The 15,899-nt window shown below is 47.9% G+C and carries 14 protein-coding genes; 7 read left to right on the top strand and 7 right to left on the bottom strand.

Features of this window, described 5'->3' with window-relative positions; genetic code table 11:
- Positions 1 to 42 precede the first annotated feature (42 nt).
- Positions 43 to 1,008 (bottom strand): zinc transporter ZntB, encoded by a 966-nt coding sequence (locus tag K0H59_RS03305; protein WP_220054659.1) that lies wholly within the window; start codon positions 1,006 to 1,008, stop codon positions 43 to 45.
- A 180-nt stretch (positions 1,009 to 1,188) separates the two neighbouring features.
- Between K0H59_RS03305 and K0H59_RS03310 the strand changes: the two genes are divergently transcribed.
- Positions 1,189 to 1,563: a YacL family protein gene (locus K0H59_RS03310; RefSeq protein ID WP_011715834.1), complete on the top strand. Its 375-nt coding sequence runs from the start codon at positions 1,189 to 1,191 to the stop codon at positions 1,561 to 1,563.
- A gap of 88 nt (positions 1,564 to 1,651) precedes the next feature.
- Here K0H59_RS03310 and K0H59_RS03315 read toward each other — a convergent pair whose 3' ends face one another.
- On the bottom strand, positions 1,652 to 2,281 hold the full coding sequence (locus tag K0H59_RS03315; RefSeq protein WP_011621455.1) for a response regulator: 630 nt from the start codon (positions 2,279 to 2,281) through the stop codon (positions 1,652 to 1,654).
- On the bottom strand, positions 2,274 to 4,070 hold the full coding sequence (gene narQ / locus K0H59_RS03320) for a nitrate/nitrite two-component system sensor histidine kinase NarQ (protein WP_220054660.1): 1,797 nt from the start codon (positions 4,068 to 4,070) through the stop codon (positions 2,274 to 2,276). The genes K0H59_RS03315 and narQ overlap by 8 nt, the downstream gene beginning before the upstream one ends.
- Positions 4,071 to 4,312: 242 nt before the next feature.
- Between narQ and nrfA the strand changes: the two genes are divergently transcribed.
- Positions 4,313 to 5,716 (top strand): ammonia-forming nitrite reductase cytochrome c552 subunit, encoded by a 1,404-nt coding sequence (nrfA, locus tag K0H59_RS03325; protein WP_220054661.1) that lies wholly within the window; start codon positions 4,313 to 4,315, stop codon positions 5,714 to 5,716.
- 178 nt (positions 5,717 to 5,894) lie between these two features.
- Here the strand turns inward: nrfA and K0H59_RS03330 are convergent, their stop codons facing one another.
- The gene (locus tag K0H59_RS03330; RefSeq protein WP_220054662.1) at positions 5,895 to 7,835 is read right to left on the bottom strand and encodes a GGDEF domain-containing protein; all 1,941 of its coding nucleotides are present in this window, start codon (positions 7,833 to 7,835) and stop codon (positions 5,895 to 5,897) included.
- 205 nt (positions 7,836 to 8,040) lie between these two features.
- On the opposite strand from K0H59_RS03330, the gene K0H59_RS03335 reads away from it, so the two are divergent.
- Positions 8,041 to 8,811 carry a phosphatase PAP2 family protein gene (locus tag K0H59_RS03335; RefSeq protein WP_220054663.1) on the top strand — a complete coding sequence of 257 codons (771 nt, stop codon included), beginning with the start codon at positions 8,041 to 8,043 and terminating at the stop codon, positions 8,809 to 8,811.
- 34 nt (positions 8,812 to 8,845) lie between these two features.
- Here the strand turns inward: K0H59_RS03335 and K0H59_RS03340 are convergent, their stop codons facing one another.
- Positions 8,846 to 9,394 carry a DUF2799 domain-containing protein gene (locus K0H59_RS03340; RefSeq protein ID WP_220054664.1) on the bottom strand — a complete coding sequence of 183 codons (549 nt, stop codon included), beginning with the start codon at positions 9,392 to 9,394 and terminating at the stop codon, positions 8,846 to 8,848.
- Between the two features lie 207 nt (positions 9,395 to 9,601).
- Between K0H59_RS03340 and K0H59_RS03345 the strand changes: the two genes are divergently transcribed.
- Positions 9,602 to 9,937: a hypothetical protein gene (locus tag K0H59_RS03345; protein WP_258405887.1), complete on the top strand. Its 336-nt coding sequence runs from the start codon at positions 9,602 to 9,604 to the stop codon at positions 9,935 to 9,937.
- A gap of 270 nt (positions 9,938 to 10,207) precedes the next feature.
- Entirely contained in the window at positions 10,208 to 11,065 is an 858-nt protein-coding gene (locus K0H59_RS03350) for a PA4780 family RIO1-like protein kinase (protein WP_011715841.1), read from the top strand.
- A 721-nt stretch (positions 11,066 to 11,786) separates the two neighbouring features.
- Here K0H59_RS03350 and K0H59_RS03355 read toward each other — a convergent pair.
- Positions 11,787 to 12,020: a transposase gene (locus K0H59_RS03355; protein WP_220054666.1), complete on the bottom strand. Its 234-nt coding sequence runs from the start codon at positions 12,018 to 12,020 to the stop codon at positions 11,787 to 11,789.
- Positions 12,021 to 12,673: 653 nt separating this feature from the next.
- On the opposite strand from K0H59_RS03355, the gene K0H59_RS03360 reads away from it, so the two are divergent.
- Together K0H59_RS03360 and K0H59_RS03365 are read left to right on the top strand one after the other, a co-directional pair.
- Positions 12,674 to 13,366, top strand: coding sequence for an OmpA family protein (locus K0H59_RS03360; protein ID WP_220054667.1), 693 nt, complete (start codon positions 12,674 to 12,676; stop codon positions 13,364 to 13,366).
- Between the two features lie 264 nt (positions 13,367 to 13,630).
- Positions 13,631 to 14,458, top strand: coding sequence for a molybdate ABC transporter substrate-binding protein (locus K0H59_RS03365; RefSeq protein WP_220054668.1), 828 nt, complete (start codon positions 13,631 to 13,633; stop codon positions 14,456 to 14,458).
- Positions 14,459 to 14,526: 68 nt separating this feature from the next.
- Here the strand turns inward: K0H59_RS03365 and mgtE are convergent, their stop codons facing one another.
- Complete coding sequence (gene mgtE / locus K0H59_RS03370; protein WP_011627202.1) at positions 14,527 to 15,891, bottom strand: magnesium transporter; 1,365 nt, start codon at positions 15,889 to 15,891, stop codon at positions 14,527 to 14,529.
- Positions 15,892 to 15,899: the final 8 nt, after the last annotated feature.

Raw genomic sequence — 15,899 nt, forward strand, 5'->3', positions numbered from 1 at the left:
AAACAAAACGCCAATCATGTGATTGGCGTTTTTTATTCCAATCTACAACCACTTAAAGCGATAGAAGAGTGCCATTTGCAGGGCGACCAGCGAGATAAGAATGCCGCAGAAGGTCGCAAAGGCCCAAGTGTTATCCGCACCGGGAATGCCGCCAATATTCACCCCAAGCAAGCCAGTTAAAAAGCCTAGCGGTAAGAAGATTGCCGAGACTAAGGATAAGAAATACAAGCGCTTGTTTAGCTGCTCCGATTGTTGGCTGAGTAATTCTTCCTGGGTCACATTGGCTCGGTCACGCAGGGCGTCTAAGTCTTCAATGGTGCGGATCAGTTTGTCCGTGGTTTCACGCATCTTGAGTCTTTCGGGCTCGTTAAATAGGACAAACTGATCGGACAGCATCTTAGCGTAAGCTTCTTTCTGCGGGCCTAGATAACGGCGCAGAGCCACGGTTTGCCTGCGTAACTCGGCGATATCTGTGCGTAAATCTTTCACATTGCCAGAGACTACTTGTTCCTCTAACTCAGACAGTTGCTCTTCGAGGGTGTCGATAAAATCCACTTTACGGGTGGTGAGTCTTTCGCAAACGGCGACGATAAAGTCCCCCGTGGTGGTGGGACCTGCGCCTTCCATGATGAGTTCGGCAACATCTTTGACTGAGAGCAGCTCACGATCGCAGGTAGAGATAATCCGCTGTTTATCCGCGTAAATACGCACAGCGACCATGTCTTCTGGGGCTGAATTGGGGTTTAAGTTTACCCCGCGCAGGGCCAGCAAAACGCCTTCACCAGCCAGTACTGCCCGCGGACGGGTATCCTGAGCGAGCAGGGCGTCGCTTTCGACTTTATTCAAGCCGCTATTTAATACCCAGTGGCGGGCTTTTTTGTGGCGATAACGTAGGTGTATCCAGATCAGCCCATCCTTGGGATCCCAGTTCTCAAGCTCTTCTGGGGTTAAGGTTGACCCCGCGCGCGCGCCGCTAAGCACTAAGCTGTAGATAAATCCATCGTGCATATCGCACTCCATCTCTTGCTAAATCATGGACCCAAGCTAACTGATTTCGTTGTGAAAATGAAGTCTAGGCGACGATTGTGCTGACAATTGCAGCCCTTGGTGGGACTAAATTGCTGGCCAAGCAAGTTACGATGAAATAGATTAAAATTAGCCATAGTTGTAATGCATTGAGAAGATAAAATGGAATATGAATTTCGGCGTAACAGTTTGACGGGCACTTATTTAGCCAGCTTTAGTATGGACCATGAAGTGCTGGGCCAATGGTTTTCGGAAGAGTTGGGGCCAGAGTTAGCCAAAATTCAACAAGTGCTCGATATTATCAAAGAAATTCAAGCGGGTAAGCGTGACTCTTGGCGGTTAATCGGCGGCGATCTCACCCTAGATCTGGATGAAGAGCAGGCGCGCATTTATGCCAATGCCTTAGGGTTTGAGCAAGAGTATGAACTCGAGGAGTCGATGTCCCTCTACGATGCGGAATCGGAAGCCTATTGCGGCTTAGAAGACTTAGAGGAAGCATTGCTAAGTTGGTATGAGTTTGTGCAAAAAGGGCGATAATACAAATTTCTTTTCCTACAGACAACAAAGGCAATCGATTGATTGCCTTTGTTTTTTAGCTTAGTGCTGAATCACTCGATTTGAAGCGTTAGTTATTCAGATACCTTACCGCCATTTCGGTTCTCGACTTGGCATTGGCCTTACGCAGCAGGTTTTTCACGTGTACTTTTACCGTGCCTTCACTGATATGTAAGTGCTCTGAAATCATTCGGTTACTTAACCCTTCCGCCAGCTGTTGCAGGATCTGTAGCTCCCTTGGCGTGAGGCTTGAAATCCATTCCTGCTCATCGGCGGCATTTTTAAGCTCGTACAGATATTCTTCGACCTCATCGCTGATCACTCTGTGGCCCAACATGGCATTTTTGAGCTTATCGAGCAGCAGATCCGGCTCGGTATCTTTCAGCAAATATCCATCGGCGCCCGCGCGTAGCAGTCGAATAACATCTTGTTTGGCATCTGACACTGTGAGGATCACTATCCGTGAGGTGACGCCTTCCTGGCGCATGGCATTGAGGGTATCGAGTCCTGTCATTCCCTTCATATTCAGATCGAGCAGTACAATATCGGGCTCATCGGTGGCAACGGCGCTTAAGGCGTCTAAGCCACCGCCGACTTCGCCGAAGAGACTAAAATCCGGATCGGAGGCGATCAGTTGGCAGATCCCTTTACGTAGGAGGGGATGGTCATCGACCACAAGGACTGAATAAGGTTTACCCATGTGTAGGCTCCTGTTGGGAAGGGAAGATTAAAGTAACTTTGGTTCCCTGTGACAAATTGGATTTGTTATTAGACGCTAAGGGCACATCCGGTTGTTCTTGGTCTAGTTGTTCGGTAATTCCCTTGCTATTAGTGTGCGTATCATTGCTACTAAATACAACAGTACCGGCTAATTTACTGGCACGCTCGTGCATGATCCCTATGCCAAAGTGTTGATCCCGCTCCTTTAGATAGCCAATTCCTATGCCGTTATCGCTCACACTGATATTGACCATGCCATTGTCATCTTTATAACAGCGAATATTGATCTGGCTGGCATTGGCATGTTTTATCGCGTTGAGTGTGGCCTCGCGGGTGATCTGCAGAATATGAATATGCTGCTTCGCCTCGAGCCATTGGGGCGAGAGTTTGTAATCGAGATGGATTTTGATATCGGTATTGGCCCTAAGCTGTTCTAGCATGGCTTCCATCGCGTTCTTCAGATTCGGTTCTTTGATGGTTAATCTGAAGGTGGATAATAACTCTCTGAGCTGTACATAGGCTGTACTGACACCTTCATTGATTTCCGTCAGTTGTCCCTCGATAGCAGGGCTGCGGCAACTATGATCTAAGTTTTTGCGCAGCAAGCTAATTTGGATTTTGAGGAAGGACAGTACCTGACCGAGGGAGTCGTGTAATTCCCTGGCAATCACTCCGCGTTCCTCCATCAAGGCCAGTTGCTGGCGTTGCTCGGTGGCGTTATGGATAACGATGGAACGAGTGAGCATGATGGCGAAGTTTTTAAACAGTGGCGTATTCGTATCCTGCGCTGAAATAAGCTCTAAGTAACCTAAGTCGGCCTGCTCAAATTGCAGTGGGAAGCGGGTACTGTTTGGGGGATCTTCTGGCCAACCACCATCGGCTTCAACGACTTCGAGTTCCTGCTCTGGGTATTGGATGATAAGCCGTAAATAGTCGATAGACTCATAATCTTTTAATTGATTTAACGCTGCTCTAAGCGCCTTGTAGTCGAGCTTATTCGCGTTAAGCGTCAATAGGTTATCGTATAAAAACGCGAGTTCATTATTTGCCCTAGTGAGCGCTAGGGTCTTTTCGGCGACTTGGGATTCTAAGTTGCCATACAGGGTCGCGAGCTCGCGGGCGGTTTTTTGTAGCGCGTGGGTTAGGGCGGTGAGCTCAATATATTCGGTCTCGGGCATTTCTATCTCGAAGTTGCCTTTCGAAATGGTGTTGGCCGATTCCATTAACTGCTGTAAGGGCACTACGACTTTTCGCTTGGTAAAACGTACCGCTAAAAAGGCGATGGCGAGCATTAACCCGAGTCCAAAAATCTGGCTCGCGGCAAGCAGGCGCAGCTTAAAGGCGGCGTGGTGCTCCATTTCTAACACCAATAAATCAATGGTATCGACAAAGTCCTTGAGCGAGGCGGCGTAATCGCGGGAGTTTTCCTGCTCAATGTAGTACTTCATCACCAGCCATTTATCGATAACGAGCTGATACTGATCGGCGAGCTTTTTCGGGCTAAGCCATCCTGTGGAAGGTTGCAATGCCTCGGAGTGCAAGGTGTTTTCAAACTCGGCAATCTTCTCTTGGGCGGCGTCACTGCCCGAATTGGCATAAAACATCAGCCGATAACTTTGCATCCGCAGTGAACCCGAGGCGTTGATGGCCTTTGCATCGCCTAAACTGTAAGACAAATTGATGATTGCGAAGATGGCCAAGCTGCTAGAAAGCAAAATCAGTACTAACATTAAACCCAAAATTTTAGAGGTAAGGCTGCCTCGTTTCATATGTCCATTACCTAATATATGGGCCATTGATTTAATGGCACTTTAGTCGTGTTTTACATTAGAAAATAATGTACTACATTAACGAAAACATAAAAGTGTGAACAACAACACTATTACATTTTGATCTAGCGCAAACTTCGTTCTAGATACCCCCTAAGAGGTATGTCTTTGGAGGGTTTAAGCCACTAACTTTGGCCTTGGAGATGTCGTGATTTATTAAAATAATGCAACACGGAGATGAGATGATGAAGAAGATGACAGGTAAGTCCTTTGCACTCAGTGCATTGGTTGCCGCGAGCTTCATGGCGGCGGGTGCGATGGCGAGCGATAAGACTGAGCCACGCAACGAAGTATACAAAGATAAGTTTGCTAATCAATACAATAGCTGGCATGACACTGCAAAAAGTGAAGAGATCACCGACGCATTAGCGGGCGATCCTAGCTTAGTGATCCTGTGGGCCGGTTATGGTTTCGCAAAAGATTACAACGCACCTCGCGGCCACATGTATGCCGTGACTGACGTGCGTAATACGCTACGTACTGGCGCACCAGCCAATGCCGAAGACGGCCCAATGCCAATGGCATGTTGGAGCTGTAAGAGTCCTGACGTACCTCGCCTGATCGAAGAACAAGGTGAAGACGGTTACTTCAAAGGCAAGTGGGCTAAAGGTGGTCCAGAAGTCGTTAACACTATCGGTTGTAGCGACTGCCACGAAAAAGGCACCCCCAAACTACGCATTTCACGTCCATTCGCTGAGCGCGCAATGGAAACTATCGGCACACCATTCGACAAAGCTTCGAAGAAAGACAAGCAATCTATGGTTTGCGGTCAGTGCCACGTTGAATACTATTTCGAGAAGAAAGACGATCGCAAAGGCTTCGTAAAATTCCCATGGGATTCAGGTACTACTGTTGAACAAATGGAAGCTTACTACGATGCTATCGAGTTCTCTGACTGGACTCATGCGCTGTCTAAAACGCCAATGCTGAAGGCACAACACCCTGGTTATGAAACTTGGAAACTGGGCGTACACGGTAAGAACGATGTAAGCTGTGTTGACTGTCACATGCCTAAAGTGACTAACGACAAAGGTCGTAAGTACACAGATCATAAAGTGGGTAACCCATTCGACCGCTTCGACGAAACCTGTGCAACTTGCCATAGCCAAAGCAAAGAGTTCTTAGAAGGCATCACTAAAGAGCGTTATGCCAAAGTGAAAGAGCTGAAAGCTCGCGCTGAAGGTCAATTAGTGAAAGCACACTTCGAAGCCGCTAAGGCGTGGGAAGTGGGTGCCACTGAAGCCGAAATGAAGCCAATCCTGACTGATATCCGTCACGCTCAATGGCGCTGGGACTTCGCGATTGCTTCTCACGGTGTTGCGGCTCACGCGCCAGAAGAAGCACTGCGTATCCTAGGTACTGCAGTTGATAAAGCGGCTGATGCTCGCGTGAAATTAGCCCAATTACTGGCGAAGAAAGGCGTGACTGACGCGGTTGCTATCCCTGATATCTCTACCAAAGCGAAAGCTCAAGCTGCACTGGGTATGGACATGGACAAGATGAATGCAGAGAAAGAAGCATTCAAGAAAGACGTGTTACCTAAGTGGGATGAAGAAGCGAAAAAACGCGAAGCAACTTACAAGTAAACATTCTTGAATATGAGCTAACCCCTCATAGTAAAGCCCCCGCAATTTAGGTTGCGGGGGCTTTTTATTTTAACGGCCGATTTGTTTGTTCGCGCTTATTCAAGCTAGATGCTTGTTTGTTCGGCATTAACAAGGCATGACGGCATCAAGTCACAGTGCTTTCTTTTACAAAATCAATTTAAGCCTCTGGCTTGCGGATAAACTCTCGCTCAAATTGTGCTGGCGTCATGGGTTTGCCATAGAGATAGCCTTGGCCTAAATCACATTCTTCACTACGGATAAAACTGTCCTGATGGGTGTTTTCAACTCCCTCGGCAATCACCTTCAGTTTGAGTTTTTTACCTATGGCGATAATGGCCTTAGTTAACTCCCTGTCCTGCTCACTGTTTTCGAGCTTACTGATAAAGCAGCGGTCAATTTTTAAGGTATCGAAGGAATACTTTTGCAGATAGCTTAGGGAAGAGTAGCCGGTGCCAAAATCATCGAGTGAGATGCGGATCCCCAGTTCCTGCAATTGCTGAATAGCGTTATGGGCTAAGTGCTCGTCCTGCAATAGCATTCCTTCGGTGATCTCGAGCTCCAGTGCCGTAGCAGGTAATTGGTAAAGGGTTAGTAGCTCGGCAATATGTTCGGCAAAGCGGGGATTACGCATTTGCACGGGGGAGATATTGATGGCGATTTTAAAGTCCCGCTGCAGCATTTGGCACCAGTCGGCGGCTTGTTTAATGGCGCTGTGGAGCACGAAGTTACCTATCTCCATGATTTGCCCATTACGTTCGGCCAAGGCGATAAATCGGTCGGGGGGAACCTGTCCTAGCACGGGATTGTGCCAACGCAGCAGCGCTTCTGCGCCAATCACTTTGTGAGTTTTCAACTCGATAAAGGGCTGATATTGAAGGCTCAGTTCGTTTTTTTGCAGTGCATCGACTAAGTGGGACTCGAGCTGATAACGCTGGCTCAGTGCCGTTTGGGTATCTTGATTAAAAAAGCTATAGGGTGTGCCCTCGGCCTTACTAATGGTCATGGCGGCACCTGCTTTTTGCAGCAGGGTTGCGGCATCAATACCGTCGCTTGGTGCCTGGGCTATGCCGATTGACGAGGGAATAGTGATCACAAAGTCGGCGATACCAAAGGGCGAATTGCAGCAGTTGATGATCTGATTAAGCACTTTATTGGTTTCGCGCTGCGAGGGTTTATGTGCTTGCACCAATACAAACTCCGCCCCTGCGATGCGGGCAATAAAGGTATGACCGTCTGTGCAATGCTGTAAGCGTTGGCTCAAGATGGTGAGTATCTTATCGCCGATAAGATAACCGTAGCTGTCGTTAATGGATTTAAAGTTACGCAGCCCTAGGTAAAACACTGATATTTTTTCTTTACGATTAATCTCTTCCAGCATATTCGCTAGGGTGTTGATGAGATTGAGCCTGTTGGGTAACCCTGTCAGCGGATCGTAGCTTTTATGATACTCAAGTGAGCTTTCGGTCGTCGTACGGGTTTCAATTTCACGGATTAACTTGGCGCTGAGTTCTGCCAGTTCATGGGTGCGTTGCTGCACTTTCTGTTCGAGTTGTTGGTTATGGAGCTGCAACTTAGCCTGTTGGAACAGAGTGATCAGATTGGTTTCGATAGCATTTTGAAATCGTGCCAATAAACTGCGGAACTGCTGGCTGTAGTTACGCTCCTTACTGTCGAGCATACAAATGGTGCCGAAGGTGCTGTTATCGGGCCAATGCAAGGGCAGGCCGCAGTAGGCTATCATCCCCAGTTTTATGTCGGGATTTTTATCCCAATCGGCATCCTTCAAGGCGTTGGGGATGTGGAGTTCTCGGCATTCTTTCATTACGGTTTCGCAATACAGGCCATGGCCTAAATGTTCTTTGTCGTGGGGCTTGTAGGGATTTCCCTGACTATGGCTTGAGGCAAATACTTCAATCTCGGTAGGGTGAACGCGCATGATAAGCGCGGCCGGCGTATCCACTATCTCGGAGAGCAGATCTAAGGTTTGTTGCCAATTCTCTAGCATCTCAGGCGGCACGGTAATCTTGCCTGTATCAATAGCGATATCCGCGAATAAACGTTCTTTTTGAGATTGTTGGAGGGCAAACTTGTAGGGCATTTGAGGCTCATCCAAAAAGCACTTTGTTATTTATACACTATAGCCTTTTTCTTCGTTTTCGAGTTTTCCACCACGATTAAGTTTGCTTTGATTTGTAATATTTATGTTAATTTCCGTGTTTTGGTTTCCTTAAGCTTTTGATAAGAATTAGCCCGTAGTCTGGTGCTGGGTATTTTGGCGAGTGGATAACTAAGTGCATCACACTATGAAAAGTAATGTTAGTACGACATTTTTCAGCTTCGCAAAGGGACATTTGCTTGCACCTTGGCTTGTGTTTGCGGTGATTATTTTTTGGCTCGAACTGACCCATGCCGATATGCGGTTCGCCAGCTTGTTATTTCACTGGCAGGGTGGGGGCGATTCTTGGCCTTTGCGTGGCCATTGGTTGACAGAGGGGCTGCTGCATGTCACTGGGCGAAATCTGGTGATTCTGCTTGCGGTTGTCGTCGCTAGCTGCATTGGCTTAAGCTTTCGCGTCGACAAGTTGCGACCTTATCGTAAAGGTTTTATCTATTTGTTTTGCAGTGTGCTTGCGAGTGTGGTCTTAGTGCGCCTTGGTAAGAGTCTTACTCATATGACTTGTCCCTGGGATGTGCTTGAGTTTGGTGGTCGCATGATGCACTCATCCCTATTTGCTCGTTTGCCAGAGGGCGCCGAGTTTGGTCAGTGTTTCCCCGGTGGACATTCGAGCGGCGGTTTTGCTTGGGTAGCAAGCTATTATGTGTTGAAGGAATACCGCCCCCAGTATGCTAAGACCGGCTTAATCTTCGGCATTGTCTTAGGTGCAGTATTTGGTTTTGCGCAGGAGCTTCGTGGTGCCCACTTCTTAAGCCATGATTTATGGAGTTTGGCCATCGCTTGGACATCCGCTAGCTTGCTCTACTATGGCTTCTTCCTGCGTGTGCCTAAGGTTAACAAGATTAAAGTCGCCAACAAAATCAGTATTATCAATACCAAAGAAGCCATCTCTAAGTGATGGCTTATCCCTTAAGCCATTCTGACACGAACACTTAGAAGCGAAACTCAAAGCGGATATCGCCTCGGCGAAGGCGTTGTCTTTCGTCGAGGAGATGGTTTTTCTCGTTCAAAAGGGCGTTCTTTTGCTTTAGCAGTTCGGCTTTATCGGTGAGGTTGTTTAGCTTGTTGTTGATGCTACTGATCTCGCTATCGATAGCATTTAAGCGGTCGGCAATTTCGGCTAGACGTTTATTCACCAGATACTGCTCGTGTCCTTGGTTATAACGCTCAACAAACTGATTGTTGTTACAAACGCCATAGTAATTCTCTCCAGCTAAACCTACGCGATAGCCATTTTCGGGCAGACAATAGCTGATAAGTCCCTGCTGATATCCCTGTTGCCACTGGGCTACATCCACTCTGAGATTAAACTCACGACAATCCTGCTGATACTGATTGAGCTGACTCGCGTTAGCGCCCCGATTACCGTCGGCTAAACCCGTGGCGTACCAGTCATTATCTCGACATTCCTCGAGTGAGAGGCTAGTGCATTGGGTGAGGGAGAGAGCGGTAAGAGCCAAAGCAAAATTAAGGTAGCGCATTCTAAGATCTGACAAGTCACAAAATGGCATCAGCATAAAGCCTAGGGAAGGGGAGAGCTAGCGCTATATTTCGCCGCGAATACGGTTAGCTGGCGCAGAGTTCTGGGGGACTTTTCCTATCTGAGTCACAACTCGTGCGATGCAATAATGCTAAGGCATTGAGTTAATGTTAGTTTTACTTTTCAGTATCTTGTATTGGAAATCCTTATGTTGGCTCCGCTGCCGCCATCAGATAGCTCGCCCTTGGGGGTAAAACGGTCTGCGCCGCACATGGCGACGACCTCTACGTCTTCTCAAGAGGTGCAAGCAGAACTTAAAAAAGGCACTGAACCTCAAGAATCGAGTGATAACAATACTCCGACAGAGGTCGGTGCCCTGCAATCTTTCGCCCATGGCGCACTTGGTTTGGCAGAACCTAAGACCCATGAACCTCTTTGTGATCGCGAAACTCCACCTCAAGAGAGTACCCAAGGCTACTACAAAGCCGGGCAATTGCTGAAAGTCGCCGCAAGCGTGGGCAGTGTGATAGCACTCTTCGTATAAATCACAATGGATTTCAGTGTCTTGTTGCTTGAGTCAATCGATGCGCTCGTTAAGTCAAGGTACAGGCAATAGAGGGTAATTTTCAGCAGCTTTACTGACGGTAAATCCACAGCGTTTTGCTATTGTGTTCCTGCACGAGGTGCTTTAGTTTTTACTGAAGTCAGGTATCTTTAACTGAATCTTTTTATCTATCCTCTTTATAAGGCTGCTTTTATATGAAGATTTGCCCAGCACATTCCATCTTACGCCTAAGTAAGGTATAAGGTCGGTATGAAAACTCCTAAACGAATCCAACCTCTGGTTGATGAAGGGCTGGTTGACGAAGTCATTAGCCAACTGATGAGCGGTAAAGAGGCTACAGTGTACGTGGTACGCTGTGGTGAGGATATTCGCTGCGCCAAGGTATATAAGGAAGCGGAGAAACGCAGTTTTAAGCAGGCGGTGGTTTACCAAGAGGGGCGCAAAGTCCGTAATAGCCGCCGCGCTAGGGCGATGGAGAAAGGCTCTAAGTTTGGCCGCGAACAGATGGAAGAGGCTTGGCAGAGCGCCGAGGTCGATGCGTTGTTTCGTTTAGCCGATGCGGGAGTGAGAGTGCCTACGCCCTTTGGCTGTTTCGATGGCGTATTGTTGATGGAACTCGTCACCGACAGCGAAGGCCATGTCGCGCCCCGTCTGAATGATGTGAGCTTTAGTGCTGAGCAAGCCATCCACGACCATGGGTTAGTGATGACCTATGTTAAACGTATGCTCTGCGCAGGTTTAGTCCATGGCGACTTATCCGAATTTAACGTCCTAGTGGATGCTAATGGCCCGGTGATTATCGATTTACCTCAGGCCGTCGATGCCGCAGCCAACAACCATGCTAAATGGATGCTAGAGCGTGATGTTAATAACATGACGCAATATTACGGTCAGTACGCTCCCGAGCTACTCAAGACCCAATATGCCAAAGAAATGTGGGCGCTGTTTGAGGCGGGACAATTAAAAGCGGATACGCCGCTCACGGGTAAATTTACCGAAGTATTAGTCGATGCCGATGTCAATTCTGTATTGGATGAAATTCAAGCCGCCTATGATGAGGCGCAGGAGCGCAAGCTGCGACTTCAAGAAGCTAACGAAAACTATTAGCTGACATCCCAATAAAAAAGACGCTTATAAGCGTCTTTTTTATTGGAGAATATTATTAACGTGTTGATTTTGAATATCTCACATTGCCATCCTTGGCTGGGCAAATGCCCCTTCCTTTCCATTGACCACTTAATAAAAGGACAAGACCAAAGGGAGAAAATATGTTGGATTGGTCGGAGAGTACAATCGACATATTTAATCTTTGGGGGAGATAACTCCCTCGAGCCTTGCCGAAACCTGAGGTGTTGCAAGCAACACAGCCATCCGTGGTGCGCTATCCTAGCCTAGCGCTGGATCGTCATTGATCCGTGAATAAAAGGACAAGACCCAAGAGGGTAATATGTTCGTGACTTGGGGGAGCACAATTCACATATTTGATCTTTGGGGGAGATAACTCCCTCTAAAGCCTTGTCAAAACCTTTCCTTTGTTGCTATTGCATACCCTTTGAGCATTAAGTTGACAGAGCCGGATAGTAAACAGCACAGTTATTATTGTTATTTGTACGATTTATATCTTAGGTCGTTGGGGAGCGATAATAGATACCCATCCGACCCTGTCTAAACTGTTATTTATATCTAATTCAATTAATTGGATGACAAGGCCGGACATAAAAGGGCGCTGTTATTATTGTTTTTAGCACAACTTTCATATCGCGTTAGACCTACAGGGCAATATGCAATGGGGTCCGGCCTTGTCGATAAGGGCACTGGCGAGGTTACCTCAACCTATAGTGCGTAATTCACTGTTTAGCTGTTTAATGCGTTTTTGCAATTGCGCTATTTCAGTCATTAACGCGCATTCCCTTTGCTGCGGCTGTTGCTCACTTTCCCTTACCCATTGGTAAACCGCTTTAGCCGAAATACCGTACTGTCGTGCGACATCAGAGAGTAATCTGCCTTTAACTTTCACTTCAAAAATAACGTCTGGTTTAAGACTATGATTGGCGATTCCCATGGGCTATCCCTCTTACTCTATGATCTGCCTACTTGCTGGTTCTTTCGGTGTTTTCCTTGCTGATTAGTGACGCTGCTCTATATCCCACTGGCTATGTCCTAGGTGGCGCAGGGACAACCATTCGTGGCGACAATGACTAATAAGTTTCATCAGATGTTTCATCTCTTCCTCCTCAATCCGTTTTGGGATTGTGCTTCGATTACCATGCCTCACAACGGGCACTTAGATTAACGTCCATCGATGTCAAACAGCTTACTTAAGGTGTTGAGTGAGTCACTTGAGCGCCTCTGCTCTTCTACCTATTTATTAGTATGTAAGATCCGTGCCAATTTTTTAAAATTTATATTTTTATTTAAAATCATATGCTTATTAAAATGTTTCAAACGGTGGCTTTTTTGAGTCATGTCAGAAACGGTGCAGCTTGCACTATTTCAGTGCTTTTACTCTAAATGTTGTGCAGATGATCTTGAGATGTTTCCATTTAGTGTTGTTTTCGATTAAATCAGTCATAAACTGAGCGATAAAGCGATTAAAGATTGTCTCAACAGAGAATGTTTATATACTGCGGTTTTTATGGTGTCTTTTGGCGACTTGCCACGCCCTTTGCCTTTTGGCGGGCAAATACCATCATCAATCATGTTATGAGGTCATAAATGATGAAGCCTTCTCTGATTAAATCTCTGCCAGCGTCTAAGCTGGCGATTGTCGTGGTTACCAGTGCCCTGATTGCCTCGGGTTGCTCGACTGTCAATCCCTATACCAACGAACAACAAACGGCGAAAGCGACGACTGGTGCCTTAATTGGTGCGGTTGCCGGTGCGGCTGTTGGGGTTGCGTCATCAAGCAAGAGTGACCGCGGTAAAGGTGCTTTAATTGGTGCAGCCTCTGGCGCCGCCGTCGGCGGTGGTATTGGCTATTACATGGATGTGCAAGAAACCAAACTGCGTCAACAACTGGCCTCGACAGGCGTGAGTGTGACCCGCGACGGTGACAATATTATTCTCAACATGCCAAACGAAGTGACTTTTGGTGTTGATCAAACCGAGCTGAGCGATGGCGCTAAGCGCGTATTGAACTCAGTAGCGCTGGTGGCCAAGGAATACAGCAAGACTCAACTGAACGTATTAGGTTACACCGACAGCAGCGGTTCAGATGCTTACAACCTACGTTTATCACAAGTGCGTGCCAGCGAAGTGGGCAACTACCTGATGAGCAAGGGCGTCGCTTCTGCTCGGGTTAAATCTAAGGGCATGGGTGAAGCGAGCCCTATCGCATCGAATGCGAATGCCGCAGGTCGCGCCCAAAACCGTCGAGTGGAAATTGTGTTAACCCCAACGGGGCAATAATTGCCATAAAATAAGAGTCGCCTACGGGCGACTTTTTACTTTCTGCACTGGGTGGCAATTTGTGTGAACGAACTATGTGCTCTAGGGGGCATTAGGGAACAATTTACCTTAGTGGACAATTTGTCCAGTCACCTAAAAGACTTAAGTGATCTTGGCCACAATCGTCCCGATTTGCATTTATCCAGCTGCGGTAATACTTGATCCGCTAAAGGTTTTGCCGTCTTGTATGCACTAGGACATTTCTGTGTGAATGGAGAGTACAGCATGGCAAAACAAGGTTTAGTGTTCGCAATCAGTTTAGGGGCGACATTGATGGCGGGAATGGCGCAAGGCGCAACAATGAGCTCTGAGGCAACTGCACCAATTGAACTCAGGGCCGCTGGCAGTTTAAAGGCGGCGATGAACGATATTATTGCCGCTTATCAAGCGAAATCCGACGCCAAAGTCGCGGCGCAGTATGCGCCTTCGGGCTTATTACTCAAGCGGATCCAAGAGGGTGAGCGAGTCGATATCTTCGCCTCGGCGAATATGAAACACCCGCAGGCCTTAGTCGATGCGGGAGCGGGTCAACAGGTGCAAATGTTTGCCCGTAACCAGCTCTGCGCCATTGCCCAGGCGGATGTGCCACTCACCAGTGCGAATTTATTAGATACCCTGCTCGCGCCGCAAACTAAAGTCGGAACGTCGACGCCAAAAGCCGATCCTGCGGGGGATTATGCTTGGGCCGTGTTTGCGAAAGCCGAGGCCTTAAAAGCCAATGCAAAAACCACATTAGAAACCAAAGCCTTGCAGCTAACGGGTGGGCCTGAGAGCGCTAAACCGCCGAAAGATCGTAATCCCTATGCTTGGGTGATGGAAAATAAGCAGGCGGACGTGTTCTTAACCTATTGCACCAATGCGGTGCTGGCACAAAAAGAAGTGCCAAGCCTCAAGATTGTCGATTTACCGCCTGAGCTAGCGGTTGGTGCCGACTATGGCCTATTGGTGTTAAAGGATGCCAATAATGCAGCTGCGCCTTTAGCCGAGTTTATTTTGTCTCCTGAGGGACAAGCGATTTTAACGGGTTATGGTTTTCAGCCGCCTAAAAAATAGTGCTAATTGACTTATTAAAATGGCGCCCTATGGCGCCATTTTTGTTGTTCGTTTTAGCAGGTTGAGTACTAGTGCATTAAATACAGGGTCGCTAATCCTAGGAAGGCAAATAGGCCAATGACATCGGTGACTGTGGTGAGCACCATGCCGCCCGCTAACGCAGGATCCACTTTTAAGCGCTTTAAGATCAGCGGAATACTGGCGCCAGCCAGTCCTGCGACCGTCATATTGATGAGCATTGCGCCGCCAATCAGGCTGGCAAGCGCCATATCATCTTTCCAAACTAATACCGCGATAAACACCAAAATCGACCACATGAGGCCGTTCAAAAAGCCAATGGCGAGTTCTTTGCCAATCAGCCAGCGGGCGTTACTCTGGCCAATATGACCCAAAGCAATCCCACGGATCACCAGAGCTAAGGTTTGATTACCCGCGACCCCGCCCATGCTAGGGACAATTGTCATTAAAATCGCAATCGTGGCGAATTGTTCGATTGTGCCTTCAAACATATTGCTGACAGAGGCTGCTAACAGGGCGGCAAACAGGTTAATTGTCAGCCAGAGTGAGCGGCGGAAAGTGCTCTTCACTACAGGGGCGAAGGTATCTTCATCGTCGTCCATCCCCGCCATCCCCATCATGGAGTGCTCGGCGTCTTCACGGATAACATCCACCACGTCATCGATGGTGATACGCCCGAGTAACTTGCCCTCACTATCGACCACGGGGGCGGATACCCAGTCATGGCGCTCGAACAGCTGCGCGACTTCACTGTCGGACATGCCCACGGGAATGCTCTCGATATCGGTATCGATAATGCTGCTGATATGAGTATTGGGATCGCAGGTGAGCAGATCCGCAAGTTTGACCCCGCCAAGTACGCGATCGTGCTTATCCACCACGTATAAGGTGTCAGTGGTGTCGGGCAGATTGCCCCGTTGGCGCAAATAACGCAGTACCACATCGATATTCACATCGGGCCTTAAGGTCACAGTATCTGTGTTCATTAAGCTGCCCGCAGTTTCATCTGGGTAAGAAAGCGCCTGCTCCACCCGCTGGCGGTTTTGCAGACTCATTGATTGCAATACTTGCTTATAAACGGTATCCGGCAAGCTTCGCAGGATATAAGCGAGATCGTCCGTATCCATACTGGCGGTCGCCTTGGCAACCCGCTCAGGGCTCATGGCGCGGATCAGTGGATCTTTTAACTCTTCACTGAGTTCATCGAGAATATCCCCGAGCTGATCTTGATCGATAAGTTGCCACAACACTTGCCGCGCCTTAGGGGGCGAGGACTCTAAAATCAATGCGATATCCGACGCCGCCATGTTTTGCAGCATTTGCCTGACATGCACAAACATACCGCTATTGAGGGCATGGCTCAGTTGGTCGAGACGTTGTTCGACTTGTAAGCTGTCTGAGGCTTCTACAGGCATGTTTCCTC

It is taken from the genome of Shewanella sp. FJAT-51649 (assembly GCF_019457435.1).
In the GTDB taxonomy this organism is placed as follows: domain Bacteria; phylum Pseudomonadota; class Gammaproteobacteria; order Enterobacterales; family Shewanellaceae; genus Shewanella; species Shewanella mangrovisoli.

Bases quoted from the DNA above. Each gene is read 5' to 3' on its own strand.
- K0H59_RS03310 (WP_011715834.1), top strand. From the start codon at position 1,189: ATGGAATATGAATTTCGGCGTAACAGTTTGACGGGCACTTATTTAGCC.
- mgtE (WP_011627202.1), bottom strand. From the start codon at position 15,891: ATGCCTGTAGAAGCCTCAGACAGCTTACAAGTCGAACAACGTCTCGAC.
- K0H59_RS03345 (WP_258405887.1), top strand. From the start codon at position 9,602: ATGTTGGCTCCGCTGCCGCCATCAGATAGCTCGCCCTTGGGGGTAAAA.
- K0H59_RS03355 (WP_220054666.1), bottom strand. From the start codon at position 12,020: ATGGGAATCGCCAATCATAGTCTTAAACCAGACGTTATTTTTGAAGTG.
- K0H59_RS03340 (WP_220054664.1), bottom strand. From the start codon at position 9,394: ATGCGCTACCTTAATTTTGCTTTGGCTCTTACCGCTCTCTCCCTCACC.
- nrfA (WP_220054661.1), top strand. From the start codon at position 4,313: ATGATGAAGAAGATGACAGGTAAGTCCTTTGCACTCAGTGCATTGGTT.
- narQ (WP_220054660.1), bottom strand. From the start codon at position 4,070: ATGAAACGAGGCAGCCTTACCTCTAAAATTTTGGGTTTAATGTTAGTA.
- K0H59_RS03330 (WP_220054662.1), bottom strand. From the start codon at position 7,835: ATGCCCTACAAGTTTGCCCTCCAACAATCTCAAAAAGAACGTTTATTC.
- K0H59_RS03360 (WP_220054667.1), top strand. From the start codon at position 12,674: ATGATGAAGCCTTCTCTGATTAAATCTCTGCCAGCGTCTAAGCTGGCG.
- K0H59_RS03350 (WP_011715841.1), top strand. From the start codon at position 10,208: ATGAAAACTCCTAAACGAATCCAACCTCTGGTTGATGAAGGGCTGGTT.
- K0H59_RS03315 (WP_011621455.1), bottom strand. From the start codon at position 2,281: ATGGGTAAACCTTATTCAGTCCTTGTGGTCGATGACCATCCCCTCCTA.
- K0H59_RS03335 (WP_220054663.1), top strand. From the start codon at position 8,041: ATGAAAAGTAATGTTAGTACGACATTTTTCAGCTTCGCAAAGGGACAT.
- K0H59_RS03305 (WP_220054659.1), bottom strand. From the start codon at position 1,008: ATGCACGATGGATTTATCTACAGCTTAGTGCTTAGCGGCGCGCGCGCG.
- K0H59_RS03365 (WP_220054668.1), top strand. From the start codon at position 13,631: ATGGCAAAACAAGGTTTAGTGTTCGCAATCAGTTTAGGGGCGACATTG.